This is a genomic window from Promicromonospora sp. MS192 (assembly GCF_049532985.1).
GTDB lineage: Bacteria > Actinomycetota > Actinomycetes > Actinomycetales > Cellulomonadaceae > Promicromonospora.
In genome coordinates, this window is the sequence record NZ_CP186693.1 from 4,298,169 (window position 1) to 4,316,080 (window position 17,912).

General features: G+C 70.9%; 15 protein-coding genes. 3 read left to right on the plus strand and 12 right to left on the minus strand.

Translation table 11 applies throughout. The annotated features are described in order from the left end of the window. Positions 1-99: 99 nt before the first annotated feature. A complete protein-coding gene (locus ACO229_RS19265; protein ID WP_423462486.1) occupies positions 100-1,275 on the plus strand; it encodes an acetoin utilization protein AcuC in 1,176 nt (391 codons plus the stop codon). A gap of 123 nt (positions 1,276-1,398) precedes the next feature. Further along, positions 1,399-2,703, plus strand: a complete 1,305-nt coding sequence (locus tag ACO229_RS19270) for a phytase (RefSeq protein WP_423462487.1) — start codon at positions 1,399-1,401, stop codon at positions 2,701-2,703. A gap of 6 nt (positions 2,704-2,709) precedes the next feature. Here the strand turns inward: ACO229_RS19270 and ACO229_RS19275 are convergent, their stop codons facing one another. From ACO229_RS19275 to ACO229_RS19305, 7 genes are all read right to left on the minus strand, one after another. Then, positions 2,710-3,435, minus strand: a complete 726-nt coding sequence (locus ACO229_RS19275) for an ABC transporter permease (RefSeq protein WP_423462488.1) — start codon at positions 3,433-3,435, stop codon at positions 2,710-2,712. Then, positions 3,432-4,178: an ABC transporter ATP-binding protein gene (locus tag ACO229_RS19280; RefSeq protein WP_423462489.1), complete on the minus strand. Its 747-nt coding sequence runs from the start codon at positions 4,176-4,178 to the stop codon at positions 3,432-3,434. The genes ACO229_RS19275 and ACO229_RS19280 overlap by 4 nt, the downstream gene beginning before the upstream one ends. 8 nt (positions 4,179-4,186) lie before the next feature. Beyond that, complete coding sequence (locus ACO229_RS19285; protein ID WP_423462490.1) at positions 4,187-4,846, minus strand: TetR family transcriptional regulator; 660 nt, start codon at positions 4,844-4,846, stop codon at positions 4,187-4,189. 130 nt (positions 4,847-4,976) lie between these two features. Beyond that, positions 4,977-6,158, minus strand: coding sequence for a multiple monosaccharide ABC transporter permease (gene mmsB / locus ACO229_RS19290; protein WP_397412993.1), 1,182 nt, complete (start codon positions 6,156-6,158; stop codon positions 4,977-4,979). Continuing rightward, the gene (gene mmsA, locus ACO229_RS19295; protein WP_423462491.1) at positions 6,155-7,726 is read right to left on the minus strand and encodes a multiple monosaccharide ABC transporter ATP-binding protein; all 1,572 of its coding nucleotides are present in this window, start codon (positions 7,724-7,726) and stop codon (positions 6,155-6,157) included. The genes mmsB and mmsA overlap by 4 nt, the downstream gene beginning before the upstream one ends. Before the next feature lie 173 nt (positions 7,727-7,899). Next, the gene (gene chvE, locus ACO229_RS19300; protein WP_423462492.1) at positions 7,900-9,075 is read right to left on the minus strand and encodes a multiple monosaccharide ABC transporter substrate-binding protein; all 1,176 of its coding nucleotides are present in this window, start codon (positions 9,073-9,075) and stop codon (positions 7,900-7,902) included. A gap of 330 nt (positions 9,076-9,405) precedes the next feature. Continuing rightward, on the minus strand, positions 9,406-10,482 hold the full coding sequence (locus tag ACO229_RS19305) for a LacI family DNA-binding transcriptional regulator (RefSeq protein ID WP_397412990.1): 1,077 nt from the start codon (positions 10,480-10,482) through the stop codon (positions 9,406-9,408). A gap of 119 nt (positions 10,483-10,601) precedes the next feature. Between ACO229_RS19305 and ACO229_RS19310 the strand changes: the two genes are divergently transcribed. Continuing rightward, the gene (locus ACO229_RS19310) at positions 10,602-12,134 is read left to right on the plus strand and encodes an alpha-N-arabinofuranosidase (RefSeq protein ID WP_423462493.1); all 1,533 of its coding nucleotides are present in this window, start codon (positions 10,602-10,604) and stop codon (positions 12,132-12,134) included. Positions 12,135-12,193: 59 nt separating this feature from the next. Here ACO229_RS19310 and ACO229_RS19315 read toward each other — a convergent pair whose 3' ends face one another. From ACO229_RS19315 to ACO229_RS19335, 5 genes are all read right to left on the minus strand, one after another. Continuing rightward, positions 12,194-12,973, minus strand: a complete 780-nt coding sequence (locus ACO229_RS19315) for a GTP pyrophosphokinase (RefSeq protein WP_423462494.1) — start codon at positions 12,971-12,973, stop codon at positions 12,194-12,196. A 100-nt stretch (positions 12,974-13,073) separates the two neighbouring features. Beyond that, the gene (gene yjfF / locus ACO229_RS19320; RefSeq protein WP_423462495.1) at positions 13,074-14,081 is read right to left on the minus strand and encodes a galactofuranose ABC transporter, permease protein YjfF; all 1,008 of its coding nucleotides are present in this window, start codon (positions 14,079-14,081) and stop codon (positions 13,074-13,076) included. Then, entirely contained in the window at positions 14,081-15,190 is a 1,110-nt protein-coding gene (locus ACO229_RS19325; RefSeq protein ID WP_423462496.1) for an ABC transporter permease, read from the minus strand. Before ACO229_RS19325 ends, yjfF begins: the two co-directional genes overlap by 1 nt. After that, on the minus strand, positions 15,187-16,713 hold the full coding sequence (locus ACO229_RS19330) for a sugar ABC transporter ATP-binding protein (protein ID WP_397433324.1): 1,527 nt from the start codon (positions 16,711-16,713) through the stop codon (positions 15,187-15,189). Before ACO229_RS19330 ends, ACO229_RS19325 begins: the two co-directional genes overlap by 4 nt. A gap of 89 nt (positions 16,714-16,802) precedes the next feature. Further along, entirely contained in the window at positions 16,803-17,810 is a 1,008-nt protein-coding gene (locus tag ACO229_RS19335) for an ABC transporter substrate-binding protein (protein WP_423462497.1), read from the minus strand. Positions 17,811-17,912: the final 102 nt, after the last annotated feature.

Genomic DNA, 17,912 nt, shown 5'->3' on the forward strand with positions numbered 1-17,912 from the left:
GCTGGCCGCTTTCCAGGGCTCGTGGTGCCCGGGCGGCGCCTCACAGCCAGATGCCGGGCCGCGCAGCTGCCCGCCGCCCCGGTCCGTTACCGTGGGCGGGTGCACCTCGCCCGGCTGGTCTGGAGTCCGCGACTCCTCGAGTACGACTTTGGCCCCGGGCACCCCATGTCTCCTGCCCGGCTCGACCTGACGATGCGGCTGATCGAGGCGCTCGGTCTGCTGGAGGAGCCCGCGCTGGAGGTGGCGGACGCCGAGCCCGCGAGCGACGCCCTCATCGAGACGGTGCACGACGCCGACTACGTGGCCGCCGTCCGGCGCGCGGGAACCACGCTGGAGCCCGACCTCGCACGCGGCCTGGGCACCGACGACGACCCGCTGTTCCTCGGGATGCACGAGGCCGCGGCGCGTCAGCTCGGCGGGTCCGTCGCCCTCGCGGACGCCGTCTGGTCCGGCGAGATCTCGCACGGTGTGAACGTCGCGGGTGGCATGCACCATGCGATGCCGGGCGCGGCGTCGGGCTTCTGCGTCTACAACGACGCCGCCGCGGCGATCCGGCGACTGCTGGACCGCGGTGCGGAGCGGGTCGCCTACCTGGACTTCGACGCGCACCACGGCGACGGCGTCGAGGCGATCTTCTGGGACGACCCGCGCGTGCTGACCGTCTCGATCCACGAGGACGGCCGCACGCTGTTCCCCGGCACGGGGGCGTCGGCCGACGTGGGCCCGCCCGGGCCCGCCGAGGGGACGGCCGTCAACCTGCCGGTCCCGGCGCGCACCTCGGGCGCCGCCTGGCTCCGGGCCGTCGACGCCGTGGTACCCGCCCTGGTCCGTGAGCACCGCCCACAGGCGATCGTCTCCCAGCACGGCTGCGACGCCCACGGTCGCGACCCGCTCTCGAACCTCGACGTCTCGGTGGATGCGCAGACCACCGCACAGCAGTGGGCGCACGCGCTCGCGCACGAGCACGCCGACGGCCGCTGGCTCGCCCTCGGCGGTGGCGGGTACGCGGTGTCCGACGTCGTCCCGCTCGCGTGGGCGGCGCTCGTCGCCGAGGCAGCCCACGCGCCCCTGGTGCGCGGGTCGGAGCTGCCCGCCACGTGGCGCGCGGTCGTCGAGTCCCTGGACCTGGAGGCGGCACGCACGCTCGGCAGGGGCGAGGTCACGTTCCGGAGGTGGCGCGACGGCTACGACCCCGCCGACCCGGTGGACCGCGCCGTCCAGGCCACCCGGCGCGCGGTGTTCCCGCTGTGGGGCCTGGACCCGCTGCTGGACTGACGCCGCACGCCGGTCGGCAGCACGTCAGGTGATCGGTACCCCGGGGTGCCGATCACCTGACGTACTGCCGATCACAGGCCGCCGTACACGCTCCGTTCACCGCCGTTCGGGACGCTTCGGTCCATGCGACGTCGCCTCGCCGCCCTGCCGGCCGCCCTGCTGCTCCTGTCCCTGCTCACGCCGGCTGCGGCGCCGGCGTCGGCCACGGGCGACCGCGGGACGCACGGGACCGCCGTCGTCACCACGTCCGTGGAGACGCCCTCGCTGTACGACGACGAGGCCGGCGGCAACGCCTCCGGCGACGACCCCGCGATCTGGGTGCACCCCGAGGACTCGGCGCGCTCGCTCGTCGTGGCCACGGCCAAGGAGGGCGGGCTGCGCGTCTACGACGTGGCCGCGACCGAGCTGCAGTCGGTCGCGGCCACGCCGGCGCCCCGCGCGGACGGTGTGCCGGGCCGGTACAACAACGTGGACATCGCCTACGGGCTGGACGTGGGCGGCGAGCGGACGGACGTCGCCGTCGTCTCGGACCGGTACAACGACCAGATCCGGTTCTTCGCGATCGACCCGGCCGGGGCCGCCGCCGCGACACCGCTCACCGAGGTGACCGCCCCCGGGCTGGACTTCCTGTTCAGCCCGGACCGGGAGGCCGTCGACGAGGAGCACACCGCCTACGGCCTGGCCGTCTACCAGCGCCGGGGCGCGACCTACGCGGTGGTGACCCAGGAGGGCACCACCACCATCGCGACGGCCCGCCTCACCACCGGGGCCGACGGCGTGGGCTACACCGACGTCGAGCACCTGGCGATGCCGGGCGAGTTCCGGCTGCCCGACGGCACCACCTGGGTGCCCTGCGAGGAGCCGGGTACCGGGCCGCAGCTCGAGGGCGTCGCCGTCGACCGCCGTACCGGCACGCTCTACGCCGCGCAGGAGGACGTGGGCCTGTGGCGCGTGCCGCTCCCCCTGGGCTCCGGCGAGCCGCGCCTGGTCGACAGGGTCCGGGACTTCGGCGTGCACGACGTCTACGACCCCGCGACCGAGGAGTGCGCTCCCGTGGACCCGGCGGCACCGTCGTACGGCGGGAGGCACCTCACCGCCGACGCCGAGGGCGTCGACATCTGGTACGGCCCCGGCCGCACGGGCTACGTGATCGTGTCCAGCCAGGGTGACGACACCTACCCCGTCTACGCCCTGACCGGCCGCAACCGCCCGCTCGGTGCCTTCCGCGTGGCAGGCGACGGCGTGGACGACGTCAACGGCTCGGACGGGCTGGCCGTGTCCAACGCCCCGGTCGGCGGGTACCGGTCGGGCCTGCTGGTCACGCACGACGAGCCCGAGACGGGCCCCGACACGGACCCGGACCGTGACGCGACGGGCTTCTCGTACGTCCACTGGGGCGACGTCGCCGACGCCCTCCGCCTGCCCTGACCCGGATCAGGCCGTGCGGCGGCGGAGGGTGAGGATACCCAGGACCACCGCGCCCACGATGAACAGGGCGATCACGCCGACGGCGCCCCGCACGCCCGACCACTCCTCGCCGGCCGCGAGCGACGTCATCGCCTCGATGGCGTAGGTGAGCGGGAAGGCGCGGGACAGCCACTCCAGCACCTCGGGCATCTGGTCCCGCGGCATGAGCAGCCCGCAGGTGATGAGCTGCGGGAACAGGATGGCGGGCATCATCTGGACCGCCTGGAACTCGCTCCGGGCGAGCGCGGAGGCGGCCAGACCCAGCGTGCAGCCGAGGATCGCGTCGAGCAGGGCGACCACCACGACGAGCCAGAGCGGCCCGGCGACGTCCATCCCCACGAGCAGCGCGAAGCCGACCACCACGAAGGCCTGGACGAGCGCGAGCGTCGCGAACGCGAGACCGTAGCCGGCCACGAAGTCGCCCCGGCGGATCGGCGTGGTCATGAGCCGCTCCAGCGTGCCGGACTGCCGTTCGCGCAGCGTGGCGACGCTGGTGACCAGGAACATCACGATGAGCGGGAACAGGCCCACGAGCATGGGGCCGAACCGGTCCAGCACCTGCGGCTGGTCGTGGAACATCCACGCGATGAGGCCGATGAGCAGGCACGGCAGCAGCATGATGAGGGCCACGGTGCGGTGGTCGCCGCGGAGCTGCGCGAGCACGCGGCCGGCGGTGGCGAGGGTCAGGCTCATCGGACGTCCTCCCCGGGGGTGGCGGCGGCCGCCCGGTCGATCAGGGTGAGGAAGGCGCGTTCGGCGTCGGGTGCCCCGGTGCTGGTCAGCAGCTCCTCCGGCGTGGTGTCCGCGACGAGTGCGCCCGACCGCATGAGGAGCAGGCGGTCGCACTGGGTGGCCTCGTCCATGACGTGGCTGGAGACCAGGAGCGTGCGCCCCTCGGCGGCGAGCCGCCGGAAGACCGTCCACAGGTCGCGCCGCAGCACGGGGTCCAGGCCCACGGTCGGCTCGTCCAGGACGAGCAGCTCGGGGTCGCCGACCAGCGCCGCCGCCAGCGACACGCGGGAGCGCTCGCCACCGGAGAGGGTGCCGACGCGCTGTTTCTCGTGCCCGCCCAGGTCGACGGTGGCCACGGCCGCCGCCACCGCCCTCGCGGACGACGGCACGCCGGCCAGTGCCGCGAAGTACCTGAGGTTCTGGACCACGGTGAGGTCGGTGTAGACGCTGGCGTCCTGCGTCATGTACCCGACCCGGCGGCGCAGTGCCGGGGTGCCGGCCGCGGCGCCCAGCACTTCCACGGACCCGGTCACCTTGTCCTGCACACCGACGACGGTGCGCATGAGCGTCGTCTTGCCCGAACCGGACGGCCCGAGCAGCCCGACGACGGAGCCGACGGGCACGGCCAGGTCGAGCCCGTCGATGATCGGCCTGCCGCCGCGCACCACCCGGAGGTCCCGGATGACGACCGCACTTTTCCTCATGTGAGGAATTATGCGCCCGCCTCGTCGCGCGGCGCAAGAGGCCCGGCGTCCGGGACCTCGACGATCGGGAGCGGGCCGGTGAGGTAGCGCTGGAGGGTGGGGCCGACGAGGCGGGCCACCTCGGCGGGCCGCAGCGAGGCCAGGGGTTCCAGCCGGATGAGGTACCTCGTCAGGAGCACGCCGGCCATCTGGGAGGCGACCAGCGCGGTGCGCAGCGGGGCGTCGTGTGTACCGAGGGCGTGCATCACCGGCCGCAGGATCGCGGCGCCGATGAACTGGGGCAGCAGACCGCGCAGCTCGGCGTCCGAGATGACCGCCGGCATCACGACGCGCACGGTGTCGCCCTCGTCGAAGTCCCACAGCCCGACGACCGCCTCCATGAGACGCTCCCCCAGGGACTCGACCGGACCGTCGGAGACGCGCTCGACCACGGTCGCGGGCTCGATGCCCGCCACGCCGAGCGTCGCGGTCAGCAGGCGGGCCTTGTCCGGGAACCAGTGCCGCACCGTGCCCGGGTCGACGCCGGCCCGCCGGGCCACCGAGCGCAGCGACGAGGCCTCGTAGCCGCGCTCGACGAACTCGTCGCGGGCGGCGGCCAGGATGTCGGACCGGGCGTCCTGACCGGCGGGACGGCGGCCACGCCGGGACCCGGGAGCGGAGGGGACCATCTGCCCATTCTCACCCACCTCCGCACACCCGCCGGGGACGACGGTGGCGAGACGGAACGGTGGCGAGGTGGAACCGCAGCAAGCCTGCGGTTCCACCTCGCCACCGTTCCGTCTCGGCAGGGGTGAGGGGTCAGCGGGTCGCTGCGGCCCGCTTCTTGTTCCAGACGTCGAACGCGACGGCCAGGAGCAGCACGATGCCCTTGACGATCTGCTGCGTGGACTGGTCGACGCCCATGAGCGACATGCCGTTGGACATGACGGCCATGATCAGACCACCGACCATCGCGCCCGTCACGGTGCCGATACCGCCGGTCACCGCGGCGCCACCGATGAAGCACGCGGCGATCGCGTCGAGCTCGAACATGTTGCCCGCCGCCGGCTGGGCCGCGCTCGACCGCGCGGAGTACACCACGCCCGCGATCGCGGCGAGGAAGCCCATGTTCACGAACATCCAGAAGTTCACGCGCTTGACCCGCACGCCCGAGAGCTGGGCCGCGGCCAGGTTGCCGCCGATGGCGTAGACGTGCCGGCCGAACACGCTGTGCTTGGTCACCAGGGTGTAGACCATGACCAGCACGGCCAGGATGATCAGCACGGTCGGCAGACCACGGTAGGTGGCGAGGTTCCAGGCGAACCACATGACCACTGCGGCGACCACCACGATCTTCAGCACGAACAGCACCGGCGCCTCGACCGTCTGGTTGTAGGCGATCCGGGCGCGGCGGTTGCGCCACGAGTTGTACGCGAAGCCCAGCACGCCGATCGCGAAGATGACGAGCGTGAACGTGTCGTACCCGTAGCCGCCGAGCAGGCCGTTGAGGAAGCCCGTGGCGATGCCCGTGTACTCCGCCGGGAACGGCGAGAGCGAGACGTTGTTGAGCACCTCGAGGGTCAGGCCGCGGAACAGGAGCATGCCCGCCAACGTCACGATGAACGCTGGGATGCCCACGTACGCCACCCAGAAGCCTTGCCAGGCCCCGACCAGCAGGCCTGTGCCGAGCGCGGCGAGCACGCCGACCCACCAGGGCATGCCCTGACGGATGACGAGCACGGCCGCGACGGCGCCCGTGAGCGCGACCACCGAACCCACCGACAGGTCGATGTGCCCGCCGATGATGATGATCACCATGCCGATGGCGAGGATCAGGATGTACGAGAACTGCAGCACGAGGCTGGTCAGGTTCCGCGAGCTGAGCAGCAGCCCGTCGGTGAGCACCGAGAACAGCACGATGATCGCCACGAAGGCGATGTAGATGCCGCTGGTGCGGATGTTCCGGGTGAGCAGCTCCCGGATGTTGGCGATGCCGGTCATGCCGTCGCCTCCTGCGTGGTCTCCTGCGTCATGAGAGCCATGAGTCCTTCCTGGGTGGCGGAGGGCACGTCGACCTCGCCAGTGATGCGGCCGAAGGCCAGGGTGTAGATGCGGTCGCAGATCCCGAGGAGCTCGGGGAGCTCCGACGAGATGACGAGCACGGCCTTACCCGCCGCGACCAGCTCGTTGATGATGGTGTAGATCTCGTACTTGGCGCCGACGTCGATGCCGCGGGTGGGCTCGTCGAGGATCAGCACCTCGGGCGCGGTGTACAGCCACTTGGACAGCACGACCTTCTGCTGGTTGCCGCCCGAGAGCTTGCCCACCTCCGTCAGCACGTTGGGGGTGCGGATGTTCATGGACGCGCGGTACTCCTCCGCGACCTTGAGCTCCTCGTTCTCGTCCACGAAGCCGTTCCTGGCCAGCTTGCCGAGGCCCGCCGCCGAGATGTTCCGGCGGATGTCCTCGATGAGGTTGAGCCCGTACTGCTTGCGGTCCTCCGACACGTACGCGATGCCCGCCTTGATGGCGTCCGGCACGTTGTGCACGTCGACCGGCCGGCCGTGGATGTACGCCGTGCCGCTGATGTCACGGCCGTAGGAACGGCCGAACAGCGACATCGCGAGCTCGGTCCGTCCGGCGCCCATGAGGCCGGCGATGCCGACCACCTCGCCGGCGCGGACGTTCAGGTTCGCCTTCTCGACGATGACGCGGCCAGGCTGGGTCGGGTGGTAGACCGTCCAGTCCTCGACGCGCAGCACCTCCTCGCCGGGGTGCGACTCGCGGTCGGGGTACCGGTTGTCGAGGTCGCGACCCACCATGCCGCGGATGATGCGGTCCTGGATCGCCTCGGACGAGTCGCCCGCGGTGGCCATGTCGAAGGTCTCGATCGACCGGCCGTCACGGATGATCGTGGTGGTGTCGGCGATCTCGGCGATCTCGGCCAGCTTGTGGGAGATCATGATCGACGTGATGCCCTGCTCCTTGAACTGCCGGAGCAGGCCGAGCAGGTGCTCGGAGTCGTTGTCGTTCAGCGCCGCCGTCGGCTCGTCGAGGATGAGCAGCCGCACGTCCTTCGAGATCGCCTTGGCGATCTCGACGAGCTGCTGCTTGCCCACGCCCAGCGCGGAGATCGGCGTGGTGGGCGACTCGCTCAGGCCCACCCGCGCGAGCAGCTCGGCGGCCTCGGAGTTGGTCTTGTTCCAGTCGATGGCGCCGCCGGCGCGGCGACGCTCGTTCCCGAGAAAGATGTTCTCGGCGATCGACAGGTACGGGACGAGGGCGAGCTCCTGGTGGATGATCACCACGCCCCGCGCCTCGGAGTCGTTGATCGTGCCGAACTGGGCGATCTCGCCGTCGAGCACGATGTCGCCCTCGTAGGAGCCGAACGGGTAGACGCCCGACAGCACCTTCATCAGGGTCGACTTGCCCGCCCCGTTCTCGCCGCAGATCGCGTGGATCTCGCCCCGGCGGACGGTGAGGTTGACGTCCTGGAGCGCCTTGACCCCAGGGAATGTCTTGGTGATGCCGCGCATCTCGAGGATGTCGGTCGGCGCCGAATCGGCCATGCCAGTCCTTGTCGCGTACTTGTCGCCAATAGTGATGGTGCGGAGGGTCGACCTCCGCGTGGTCCTGGCCGACGGCCGGTGGCCGGGCTCGTGGAGACGGATCTCTGGGAGCGCGACCACCGACCGGCGGACGGGACGTCAGCGGTGTCGACCGGACCTACGAGGCGTCAGGCCTACTCGTCGACCTGACCCGAGGCGACCTCTTCCTCGGTGAGGTAGCCGGTGTCGATCAGTTCCTTCTGCAGGTTGTCCTTGGTGACGATCACCGTGGGCAGCAGGTACGACGGCACGACCTTGTTGCCGTTGTCGTACGTCTCGGTGTCGTTCGCCTCGGGCTCGTTGCCCTCGAGGAAGGACGTGGCCGCGACGACGGCCTGCTCGGCCAGCAGGCGCGTGTCCTTGAAGATGGTCGAGTACTGCACGTCGTCCTGGATCAGCTTGGCCGACGCCGCCTCGGCGTCCTGCCCGGTGATCACGGGCATCGGGAGGTCACCCTCGCCGTAGCCGACGTTCTGCAGGGCGGTGATGATGCCGCGCGAGAGCACGTCGGCCGGGGCCAGCACGCCGTCGACGGTCTTGTCACCCTTGGTGTACGTCGAGGTCAGCAGGTCGTCCATGCGGCTCTGGGCGCGCTCCTGCTCCCAGCGCTGGATCGCGACCGTGCCGAACTCGGTCTGGCCCGACGGCACCTCGAGGGTCTTGTCGTCGATGTACGGCTGGAGCACCGACATCGCGCCGTCGAAGAAGAACCCGGCGTTGTTGTCGTCGGGCGAGCCGGCGAACAGCTCGATGTTGAACGGGCCCTCGGGCGCGTCCGCGGCCTCCTCGCCGTTCTCGTCGAGGATGCCCAGGCCGGTCAGCAGCGAGGTGCCCTGCTGCACGCCGACCTCGTAGTTGTCGAACGTGACGTAGAAGTCGACGTTGTCCGAGTCGCGGATCAGGCGGTCGTAGGAGATCACCGGGATGTCCGCGGCAGCGGCGGCCTCGAGCTGGCTGCCCAGCGCGGTGCCGTCGATCGAGGCGATGATGAGCGCCTCGGCGCCCTTGTTGATCATCGCGTCGATCTGCTGCTGCTGGGTCGGGATGTTGTCGCCCGCGAACTGCAGGTCGACCTCGTAGCCGGCCTCCTTCAGCCCGTCCTCGACGGCAGCCCCGTCGACCTTCCAGCGCTCGTAGGTCTCGGTCGGCATCGCGACGCCGACGAGGCCGCCCGCCTCACCGTCCCCGCCACCGTTCCCGCCGGCACCGCCACCGCCGGCGCCGCCACCGCCGCACGCGGCGAGCGACACGGCCACAGCGCCCGTTGCCAGCGCGGCCAGACCACGCGTAGCCCACAGCTTCCTTGCCATGACTTCTCCTCTTCGAGTGTGTGCCCGGGCACGTCTCTGCAACCCCGGCCGACTTCACTTTGTGAACGCAACAGATTGTGAACGCTCACAAGCCCGTTGGTCAAAACCGCGTCGGCTGAAAACCGCCACGGCCGTTGGTGACGGGGATCACGGTAGCCGTGGTAGGGCCTGAGTATGGAGAACTTCCTGGATGGTTACGGCATCGATACAGTCAACTCTTGGATCAACTCTTGAATCCGGCGCACCGGTACCGGACGCCCCCGCGCCAGGACGACGTCGCCCTACGTCGCGCCACTCGTGAGCAGCAGCACGGTCTCCGCCGCCGGACGGTCAGGCCCAGGTGAGGTCGGCGACGACCGGTTCGGTGCCGCCCTTCTGCACGCCCACCACCTCGCCGCCCTCGCCGGTGGACTCCCGCCCCACGATCCGCGAGTCCGGCACCACCCTGCGGAACGGCGCTGGCTCGCCCGTCGCGGCGATGCGCTCCAGCAGCAGCTCGACGGCGGTGTGCGCGATCTGGTCACGCCCCGGGTCCACCGACGAGAGCGCGGGCACCGAGTAGCGGGCGTCGTCGACGTCGTCGAACCCGATGAGCGCGACCTGCCCCGGCACGTCGATCCGGTGCGCGTGCAGGGCGTGCAGGGCGCCGAGCGCGAGCGCGTCGTTGAGCGCGAAGACGGCGTCGATCTCCACGCCGTCGTCGAGCAGGCGGCTCATGGTCTCGGCACCGGTCTGGCGGTGCCAGGGCACGGCCTCCCCGACCAGCGCCGGGTCGAACGGCAGCCCGGCCTCCTCGAGCCCGGCGCGATACCCCTCGGTGCGCAGCGCGGCCGAGCCGACCCGCTCCTCCGCGTGCGCCCCGATCAGCGCGATCCGGCGTCGGCCCAGCGAGGCGAGGTGGAGCGTCGCGGCCTTGGCCGCGGCCACGTTGTTCATGGTCACGTGGTCGGCGGGCGCGCCGAATACCCGCTCGCCCAGGACGACCAGCGGGAAGTCCACGGAGAACAGGGGGAGGTCGTCGGGCCCGAGCGCCAGCGGCGAGAAGATGAGCCCGTCCGTCAGGTGCCGGCGCCGGCCCGACAGCACCTCGGTCTCCCGCTCGCGGCTGGCACTGGTCTGCTCGATGAGCACGGTCCAGCCGGCGGCGTCCGCCGCGGAGATGACGGCGTCGGCGAGCTCCGCGAAGTACGGGAGCGAGAGCTCCGGGACGGCGAGGGTGATCAGTCCGGTGCGCCGCGTGCGGAGGTTCCGGGCCGACATGTTGACGCGGTAGCCCAGCTCCTCGATCGCGGCCTCGACGCGCTCCTTGGTGGCGGCGCGGATGTACGGGTAGCCGTTCACCACGTTGGACACGGTCTTGATCGAGACGCCGGCGCGTTGCGCCACGTCGTGCATCGTCACGGCCACGCTGCCAGCCTCCGGTCGGGCGAGTTTTTCCACAGGGTAGAGGACGGGCATCGCTGCGCCGTCGCCCATCCGCTAATGTGCAACGTTGTAGAACCGCCCCGACACATCAGCGAGGAACAATGACGACCTCCCCCACCCGCGTCCTGCTGCACCCCGACTTCACCGTGGGCACGGTCGACCGCCGCCTGTTCGGCTCCTTCGTGGAGCACCTGGGCCGCGCGGTCTACACGGGCATCCACGAGCCCGGCCACCCGACGTCGGACGAGCACGGGTTCCGCCGTGACGTGGCCGACCTGACCCGCGAGCTGGGCGTCACGACCGTCCGGTACCCCGGCGGCAACTTCGTGTCGAACTACCGCTGGGAGGACGCCGTCGGGCCGGTGGAGCAGCGCAAGCCGTTCCTCGACCTGGCCTGGCGTACGGTCGAGCCCAACCTCGTCGGCACGGACGAGTTCCTGCAGTGGGCCGAGCGTGAGGGCATCGAGCCGATGATGGCCGTCAACCTCGGTACGCGCGGTGTCGAGGAGGCCGTGGCGCTCCTGGAGTACTGCAACGGCGAGGCCGGCACCCGCTGGGCCGACCTGCGCATCGCCAACGGCCGGGAGAAGCCCTACGGCGTCAAGCTCTGGTGCCTGGGCAACGAGATGGACGGCCCGTGGCAGATCGGCCACAAGGACGCGCACGAGTACGGCAGGCTGGCCCGGAACGCCGGCGCCGCGATGAAGCTCGTCGACCCGTCGATCGAGCTCGTCGCCTGCGGCTCGTCGTCCATGCAGATGCCCACGTTCGGCGAGTGGGAGCGCACCGTCCTGGAGTACACCTACGACCTGGTGGACCACATCTCGATGCACGCCTACTACGAGGAGGTCGACGGCGACCGCGCGTCGTTCCTCGGCTCCGGCACCGCGATGGACCGCTTCATCGAACGGGTTGAGTCCTCCGCCGACGCCGTGGGGGCGCAGCGCCGCTCGGACAAGAAGATCACCATCAGCTTCGACGAGTGGAACGTCTGGTACCTGACCACCCGGTTCCCCGGCGAGGAGAACCTGCCGATCCAGCGGGACGCCCCGCGCATCATCGAGGACGTCTACTCCGGCCTCGACGCCGTGGTGGTGGGCGACCTGCTGGTCACGCTGCTGAACCACGCCGACCGCGTACCGGTGGCCTGCCTGGCCCAGCTCGTCAACGTGATCGCGCCCATCATGACCGAGCCGGGCGGCGAGGCGTGGCGGCAGCCCACGTTCCACCCGTTCGCGACGACGGCGCGGCTGGCCCAGGGCGAGGCGCTCGACCTGCGCGTGTCCACGCCGACCCTCACGACCAAGGCCCACGGCGAGGTCCCGGCGGTGACCGCGGCGGCCACGCTGGCGGACGGGGCGGTGGCGCTGTTCCTGACCAACCGCTCGCCCGAGGCGGTCGACGTCGAGGTGGCCCATCCGGGCGCGGCGCTGGAGATCACCGAGGGCTGGTCCATGACCGCGGACCACGAGCCCGCGGTGGCCGGGCCGGAGCACGCCGCAAAGGTGGTCCAGGATCACTGGGGGGCGTTCGACGTGGCCGGCCGGGTCGCTCCTGGGCACGGCGCCACGACCACGGTGACTCTGCCGCCGGAGTCGTGGACCGCTCTGTCCGGCTCGCTCGCCTCGTCCTGAGCACGGGTCCGACGTGCAGGTCACGGAGATGACCAGCACGTCGGACCCGGCACGGCGGGTCAGGGCTTGCTGTCGAACCCGAAGCCCCCGTCGGCCTCCGCTGCCCGCCAGAAGTCGCGCAGCATCTCCTCGGGGGTGTGCAGGTTGTGCCGGCTCGCGACGGGTTCCTCGTCGCCCGAGATGGCCTTGACCTCGTCGTGGATGCGCTCCATCGAGGTGTCCAGCGACCAGGCGACGTCGGCGGCGAGCTTGAGCGAGTCGGTGAGGTGGCGCGGCACGTCGCCGTCGTACTTGTAGTAGATCTTGTGCTCCAGGCTCGCCCAGAAGTCCATGGCGATGGTGCGGAGCTGGATCTCGACGATCACCTTCTCCACCCGGTCGGAGAGGAACACGGGAATCTGCACGATGAGGTGCAGCGACTTATACCCGGTCGTCTTCGGGTGCTTGATGTAGTCGCGCTCGTCCAGCAGGGTCATGTCCGACTGCGCCAGGAGCATGTCGCGGACCAGGTAGATGTCGTTGACGAAGCTGCACGTGATGCGCACGCCGGCGATGTCGAACATCTGCTCGCGGACGCCCTCCGGCGTCAGCGGGATGCCCTTGCGACGGCACTTGGCCACGATCGACTCGAACGACTTGAGCCGGGAGCCCACGTGCTCCACGGGGTTGTAGTTCTGCATGTGCCGGAACTCGTCGCGCAGGATCGAGATCTTGGTCATGACCTCGTCGATCCCGAACTTGTACGTCAGCACCAGGCGGCGCAGCTCGGCGACGAGCTGCCGCAGCTCGTCAGGATCAGGCATCGGGCGTTCCCGGACGTCCTCGGGCAGCTTGCTCACGGGTCAACCGTACGGGCTGGGGGTCGTCCCGTGGGCTCGAAGCGCGGGTGGCGCTCAACATCCCGCCCCGGCGCACCCGGACGGTGAGTCAGTCACGTGGCTATGTGCGGCGGAGGCTCAGCACCCGCTGGAGGGCCACGAAGATCAGCAGCAGCACGCCGATCACGATCTTGGTCCACCAGGAGCTGAGGGTGCCCTCGAAGGTGATGATGGTCTGGATCAGGCCCAGCACCAGCACGCCCAGCACGGAGCCGAGCACGAACCCGGTGCCGCCGGTCAGCAGCGTGCCGCCGATGACCACGGCGGCGATGGCGTCGAGCTCCATGGCCACGCCGGTCAGCGAGTAGCCGGACCGGGAGAACATCGCGAACAGCAGCCCGCCCAGCCCGGCGCACGTGCCGCTGACGACGTAGGCGAGCACCTTGGTGCGGGCCACGGGCAGGCCCATGAGCAGCGCGGACTGCTCGCCGCCGCCGATCGCGTAGACGGTGCGGCCGAACCGCGTGAAGTGCAGCACCAGGAAGCCGAGGCCCACCACGATCAGCGCGATGAGCACGCTGGAGGTCATGCGCCACTCGCCGAAGATCTGCACCCAGCTCGCGAGCGCCACGAACGACGGGTCGTCGATGGCGATGGACTCGGGCGCGATGAGGAAGCAGAGCCCGCGCGCGAGGAACATGCCCGCGAGCGTGGCCACGAACGGCTGCACCTGGAAGTACTGGATCATCACGCCGTGCGCCAGGCCGATCACCGTCCCGGCACCCACGGCGAGCGGGATCACCAGGGCCACGGGCAGCCCGGCCTGGAGCAGCGCGGCGGTGATCACCGTGGACAGCGCCAGCACCGCACCGACCGAGAGGTCGATGCCGCCCGTGAGGATCACAAAGGTCATGCCCACCGCGAGCACGATGAGGTGCGCGTTGTTGATGAACAGGTTGGAGATCACGGCGGGCGTCAGGAAGTTCTCGTACCGGGTGCCGCCCACGATCAGCATCAGGGCGAGCACCACGAACGTGCCCAGCACCGGCAGGTAGCGCCGGTCCAGCCGGGCGGGGAGCCGCAGCCCGCGGCGGATGCGCGGGGTACGGGCGGGGGCCGACGTCGTCATCAGGCCTTCACCTCCGTCGAGTCGGGGGCCGAGCCAGGATTCGAGCCAGGCGTCGAGCCGGGTGTCGGGCCAGGACGGGCGGCGGACGGCGGCCCCGCCGGCGCCATGACCTGGCGGCGGCGCGCGGCCGTGAGCCGCTCCCGCATCCGAGGCGACTGGAGCAGCGTCACCGCGATGACGACCAGCGCCATGAACAGGGGCGTGACCAGCGGCGAGATGCCGAGCACGGTGACGGTCCGCTCCAGGGTGGCGATCACCAGCGCGCCCACCAGGGTGCCCGACAGGTTGAACTTGCCGCCCGAGAGCGCCGTCCCGCCGATCACCACCGCGAGGATGGCGTCGAGCTCGATGAACAGGCCGGCGTTGTTGGCGTCGGCCGCCATCGTGTCAGCGCTGATCAGCAGCCCGGCCAGGCCGGCGAACAGGCCCGACGCCGTGTACACGGTCCAGGTCAGCGTGCGGGACCGTACGCCGGACAGCCGGCTCGCGGCCGGGTTGATGCCCGTGGCCTCCAGCAGCATGCCGAGCGCGGTGCGCCGCACCACGAACGCGACCACGGCGAACACGCCGAACGCGAGGACTGCGGCGGCGGGCAGGCCGAGCCAGAACCCGGAGCCCAGCGTCTTGAACGGCGCGCTGTTGACGGTGGTGATCATGCCGCCGGTGATGAGCATGGCCACGCCACGGCCCGCCGTCATGAGGATCAGCGTGGCGATGATCGGCTGGATGCCGAGCACGGAGACGAGGAATCCGTTCCACACGCCCAGCAGCAGGCACAGCACCAGGGCCAGCGCGACCGCCGTGAGCACGGTGACCGGCGAGTCCGGGTCCGGCGACGACGCGATGTGCGACAGCGCGACCGCCCCCGAGACCGCGACCACCGCACCGACCGAGAGGTCGATGCCGCGCGTCGCGATCACCAGGGTCATGCCGAGCGCGACGAGCAGCAGGGGCGCCGTCGTCCGCAGGATGTCGACCGGGGCGCCGAAGAGGTGCCCGTCCCGGACGGTGACCGCCAGGAAGCCCGGCCGGGCGACGGTGTTGGCCACCAGCAGCGCGACCAGCGCCGCGACGGGCCAGAACAGGTGGTGGCGCAGGACGTCCCTCATTCCCGGCCACCCCCTGCGATGAGATCGACCACCTGGTCCATCGTCGCTCCCGCCCCGTCGATCTCCGCCACCTTGCGGCGGTCGCGCAGCACCGCGATGCGGTGCGAGATGCGCAGCACCTCCTCCAGCTCGGCGGAGATGAAGACGACGGCCATGCCGTCGGCGGCCAGCTCGGCCACCAGCTTCTGGATCTCCGCCTTGGCGCCGACGTCGATGCCGCGGGTCGGCTCGTCCAGCACGAGCAGCCTGGGCGCGGTGGCGAGCCACCGGGCGAGCAGCACCTTCTGCTGGTTGCCGCCGGACAGGTTGCGCAGCAGCGCCTCCGGGTCGGCAGGTCGGATACCGAGCTGCTGGATGTACTTCGCGACCAGCTCGTCGACCTGCCTGCGCGGCAGCGGCCGCATCCAGCCGCGCTCCGCCTGGAGCGCGAGCACGATGTTCTCCCGCACGGTCAGGCCGTCCACGACGCCCTCGCCCTTGCGGTCCTCGGACGTGTACGCGATCCGGTGGCGCATGGCCGCACGCGGGTTCCGCAGGCGCGTCGCCCGGCCGGCCACGCGGGCCTGTCCGGCGTCGGCCCGGTCGGCGCCCGTGAGCAGGCGGGCCAGCTCGGTGCGGCCCGAGCCCAGCAGGCCGGCCAGGCCGACCACCTCGCCCTCGTAGAGGTCGAGGTCGAACGGCTGCACCGAACCCTTGCGACCCAGGCCCACCACCTGCAGCAGCGGGGTCGCGTCGGCGGGCCGCTCGGCCTGCTCCAGCACCTCCTCCGCGGCCTCCAGCACGTCCATGGACCGGCCGATCATGTGCTGCACCAGCTCGGCGGCGGGCAGGTCGGCGGTCACGAACTCCCCCACCCGGGCGCCGTTGCGCAGCACCGTCATCCGGTCGGAGACCTCGTAGACCTGGTCCAGGAAATGGCTCACGAACAGGATCGCGACGCCGTCGTCGCGCAGGCCGCGCATGACGTCGAACAGCCGCGCCACCTCGTCGGTGTCCAGGCTGGAGGTGGGCTCGTCGAGGATGAGCACCTTGCAGTCCCCCACCGTGGCCCGGCAGATGGCGACGAGCTGCTGCACCGCCAGCGAGTGGGACCCCAGCGAGGAGCCCGGGTCGATGTCCAGGCCCATCCGCCGCAGGTGCGTGGCGGCCTGCCGGCGGATCGCCCGCCAGTTCAGACCACCGAGCACGCGCGGCTCGGCGCCGAGCATGATGTTCTCCGCGACCGTGAGGTTCTCGCAGAGGTTGACCTCCTGGTACACGGTGCTGACGCCGTGCGCCCGGGCATCGGCGGGGCCGGAGAACCGGCGCTCGACACCGTCCACGCGAATGGTCCCCGCCGTCGGCGCATGGATGCCCGTGAGGGCCTTGATCAGGGTGGACTTACCGGCGCCGTTCTCGCCCATGAGGGCGTGGATCTCGCCGGGCCGGAGGCTGAGGTCGACGCCGTCCAGGGCCGTGACCGGCGGGAACTCGACGCTGATACCGGTCATCTCGACGACGGGTGGTGTGGTCTGCTGGGTCATCCTCGACCTTCTGTCTGACGTGCTGCGACCTGCCCTGCGGATGCCGGGCGGGGCGGGCGCCGCGACACCCGCCCCAGCCCGTCGAACGGTCAGTACTCGCGGGTGGGCAGCGCCTCCTTGGCGGCCTCCTGGTCGAACGCCTCGTCCTGGACGACGATGCGCTTCTCCACCTCCTCGCCGGCGATGACCTTCTGGGCGATCTCCGCCAGGTCCGGCCCGAGCAGCGGGTTGCACTCGACGATGTAGTTGATCTTGCCGTCGGCGAGCGCCTGCATGCCGTCCTTGACGGCGTCGATCGTGATGATCTTGATGTCCTCGCCCGGCGTCAGGCCGGCGGCCTCGATGGCCTCGATCGCGCCGAGCCCCATGTCGTCGTTGTGCGCGAAGACGAGGTCGATGTCGTCGTGGGCGTTGAGGAAGCCCTCCATGACGGTCTTGCCCTCGGCGCGCGTGAAGTTGCCGGTCTGGCTGTCGATGATCTCGATGTCGGAGCCCGCGATGGCGGACTCGAAGCCCTCCTTGCGGTCGATCGCGGGCGCGGCGCCGGTGGTGCCCTGGAGCTCGACGGCCTTGTAGCCCTCGCCGTCGTACTGCTCGACGGCCCACTCGCCGGCCATCTCCCCTTCCTTGACGAAGTCCGAGCCGATGAACGACTCGTAGAGGGTCTCGTCGCTGGAGTCGACGGCGCGGTCGGTGAGGATCACGGGGATGCCCGCGGCCTTGGCCTCCTGGAGCACGGCGTCCCAGCCGGTCTCGACCACCGGGGAGAACGCGATGACGTCCACGCCCTGCGTGATGTACGAGCGGATGGCCTGGATCTGGTTCTCCTGCTTCTGCTGCGCGTCGGAGAACTTGAGGTCGAAGCCGTTCTCCGCGGTGAGCGTGTCCTGGATCGACTTGGTGTTGGCGGCGCGCCACCCGGACTCGGCGCCCACCTGGGAGAAGCCGAGGGTGATCACGCCGTCGTCAGCGGCGGCGCCGGTCTCGCCGCCACCGCCGGTCTGGGTGCCGGCGTCCGAGCTGCACGCGCCGAGGGTGAACAGTGTGGCCACCGACACGGCGGCCAGAACGGTACGGGTCAGGGTCCTGCGTGCCATGTCTCCTCCTTGAGATCTCGCACGGCGTCGTGCGAGGGCTAGCGGCGTAGTGCCCGACGAAATGTTAGCGCTCACATCGGCGTGCCGACAGAGTGACCCACG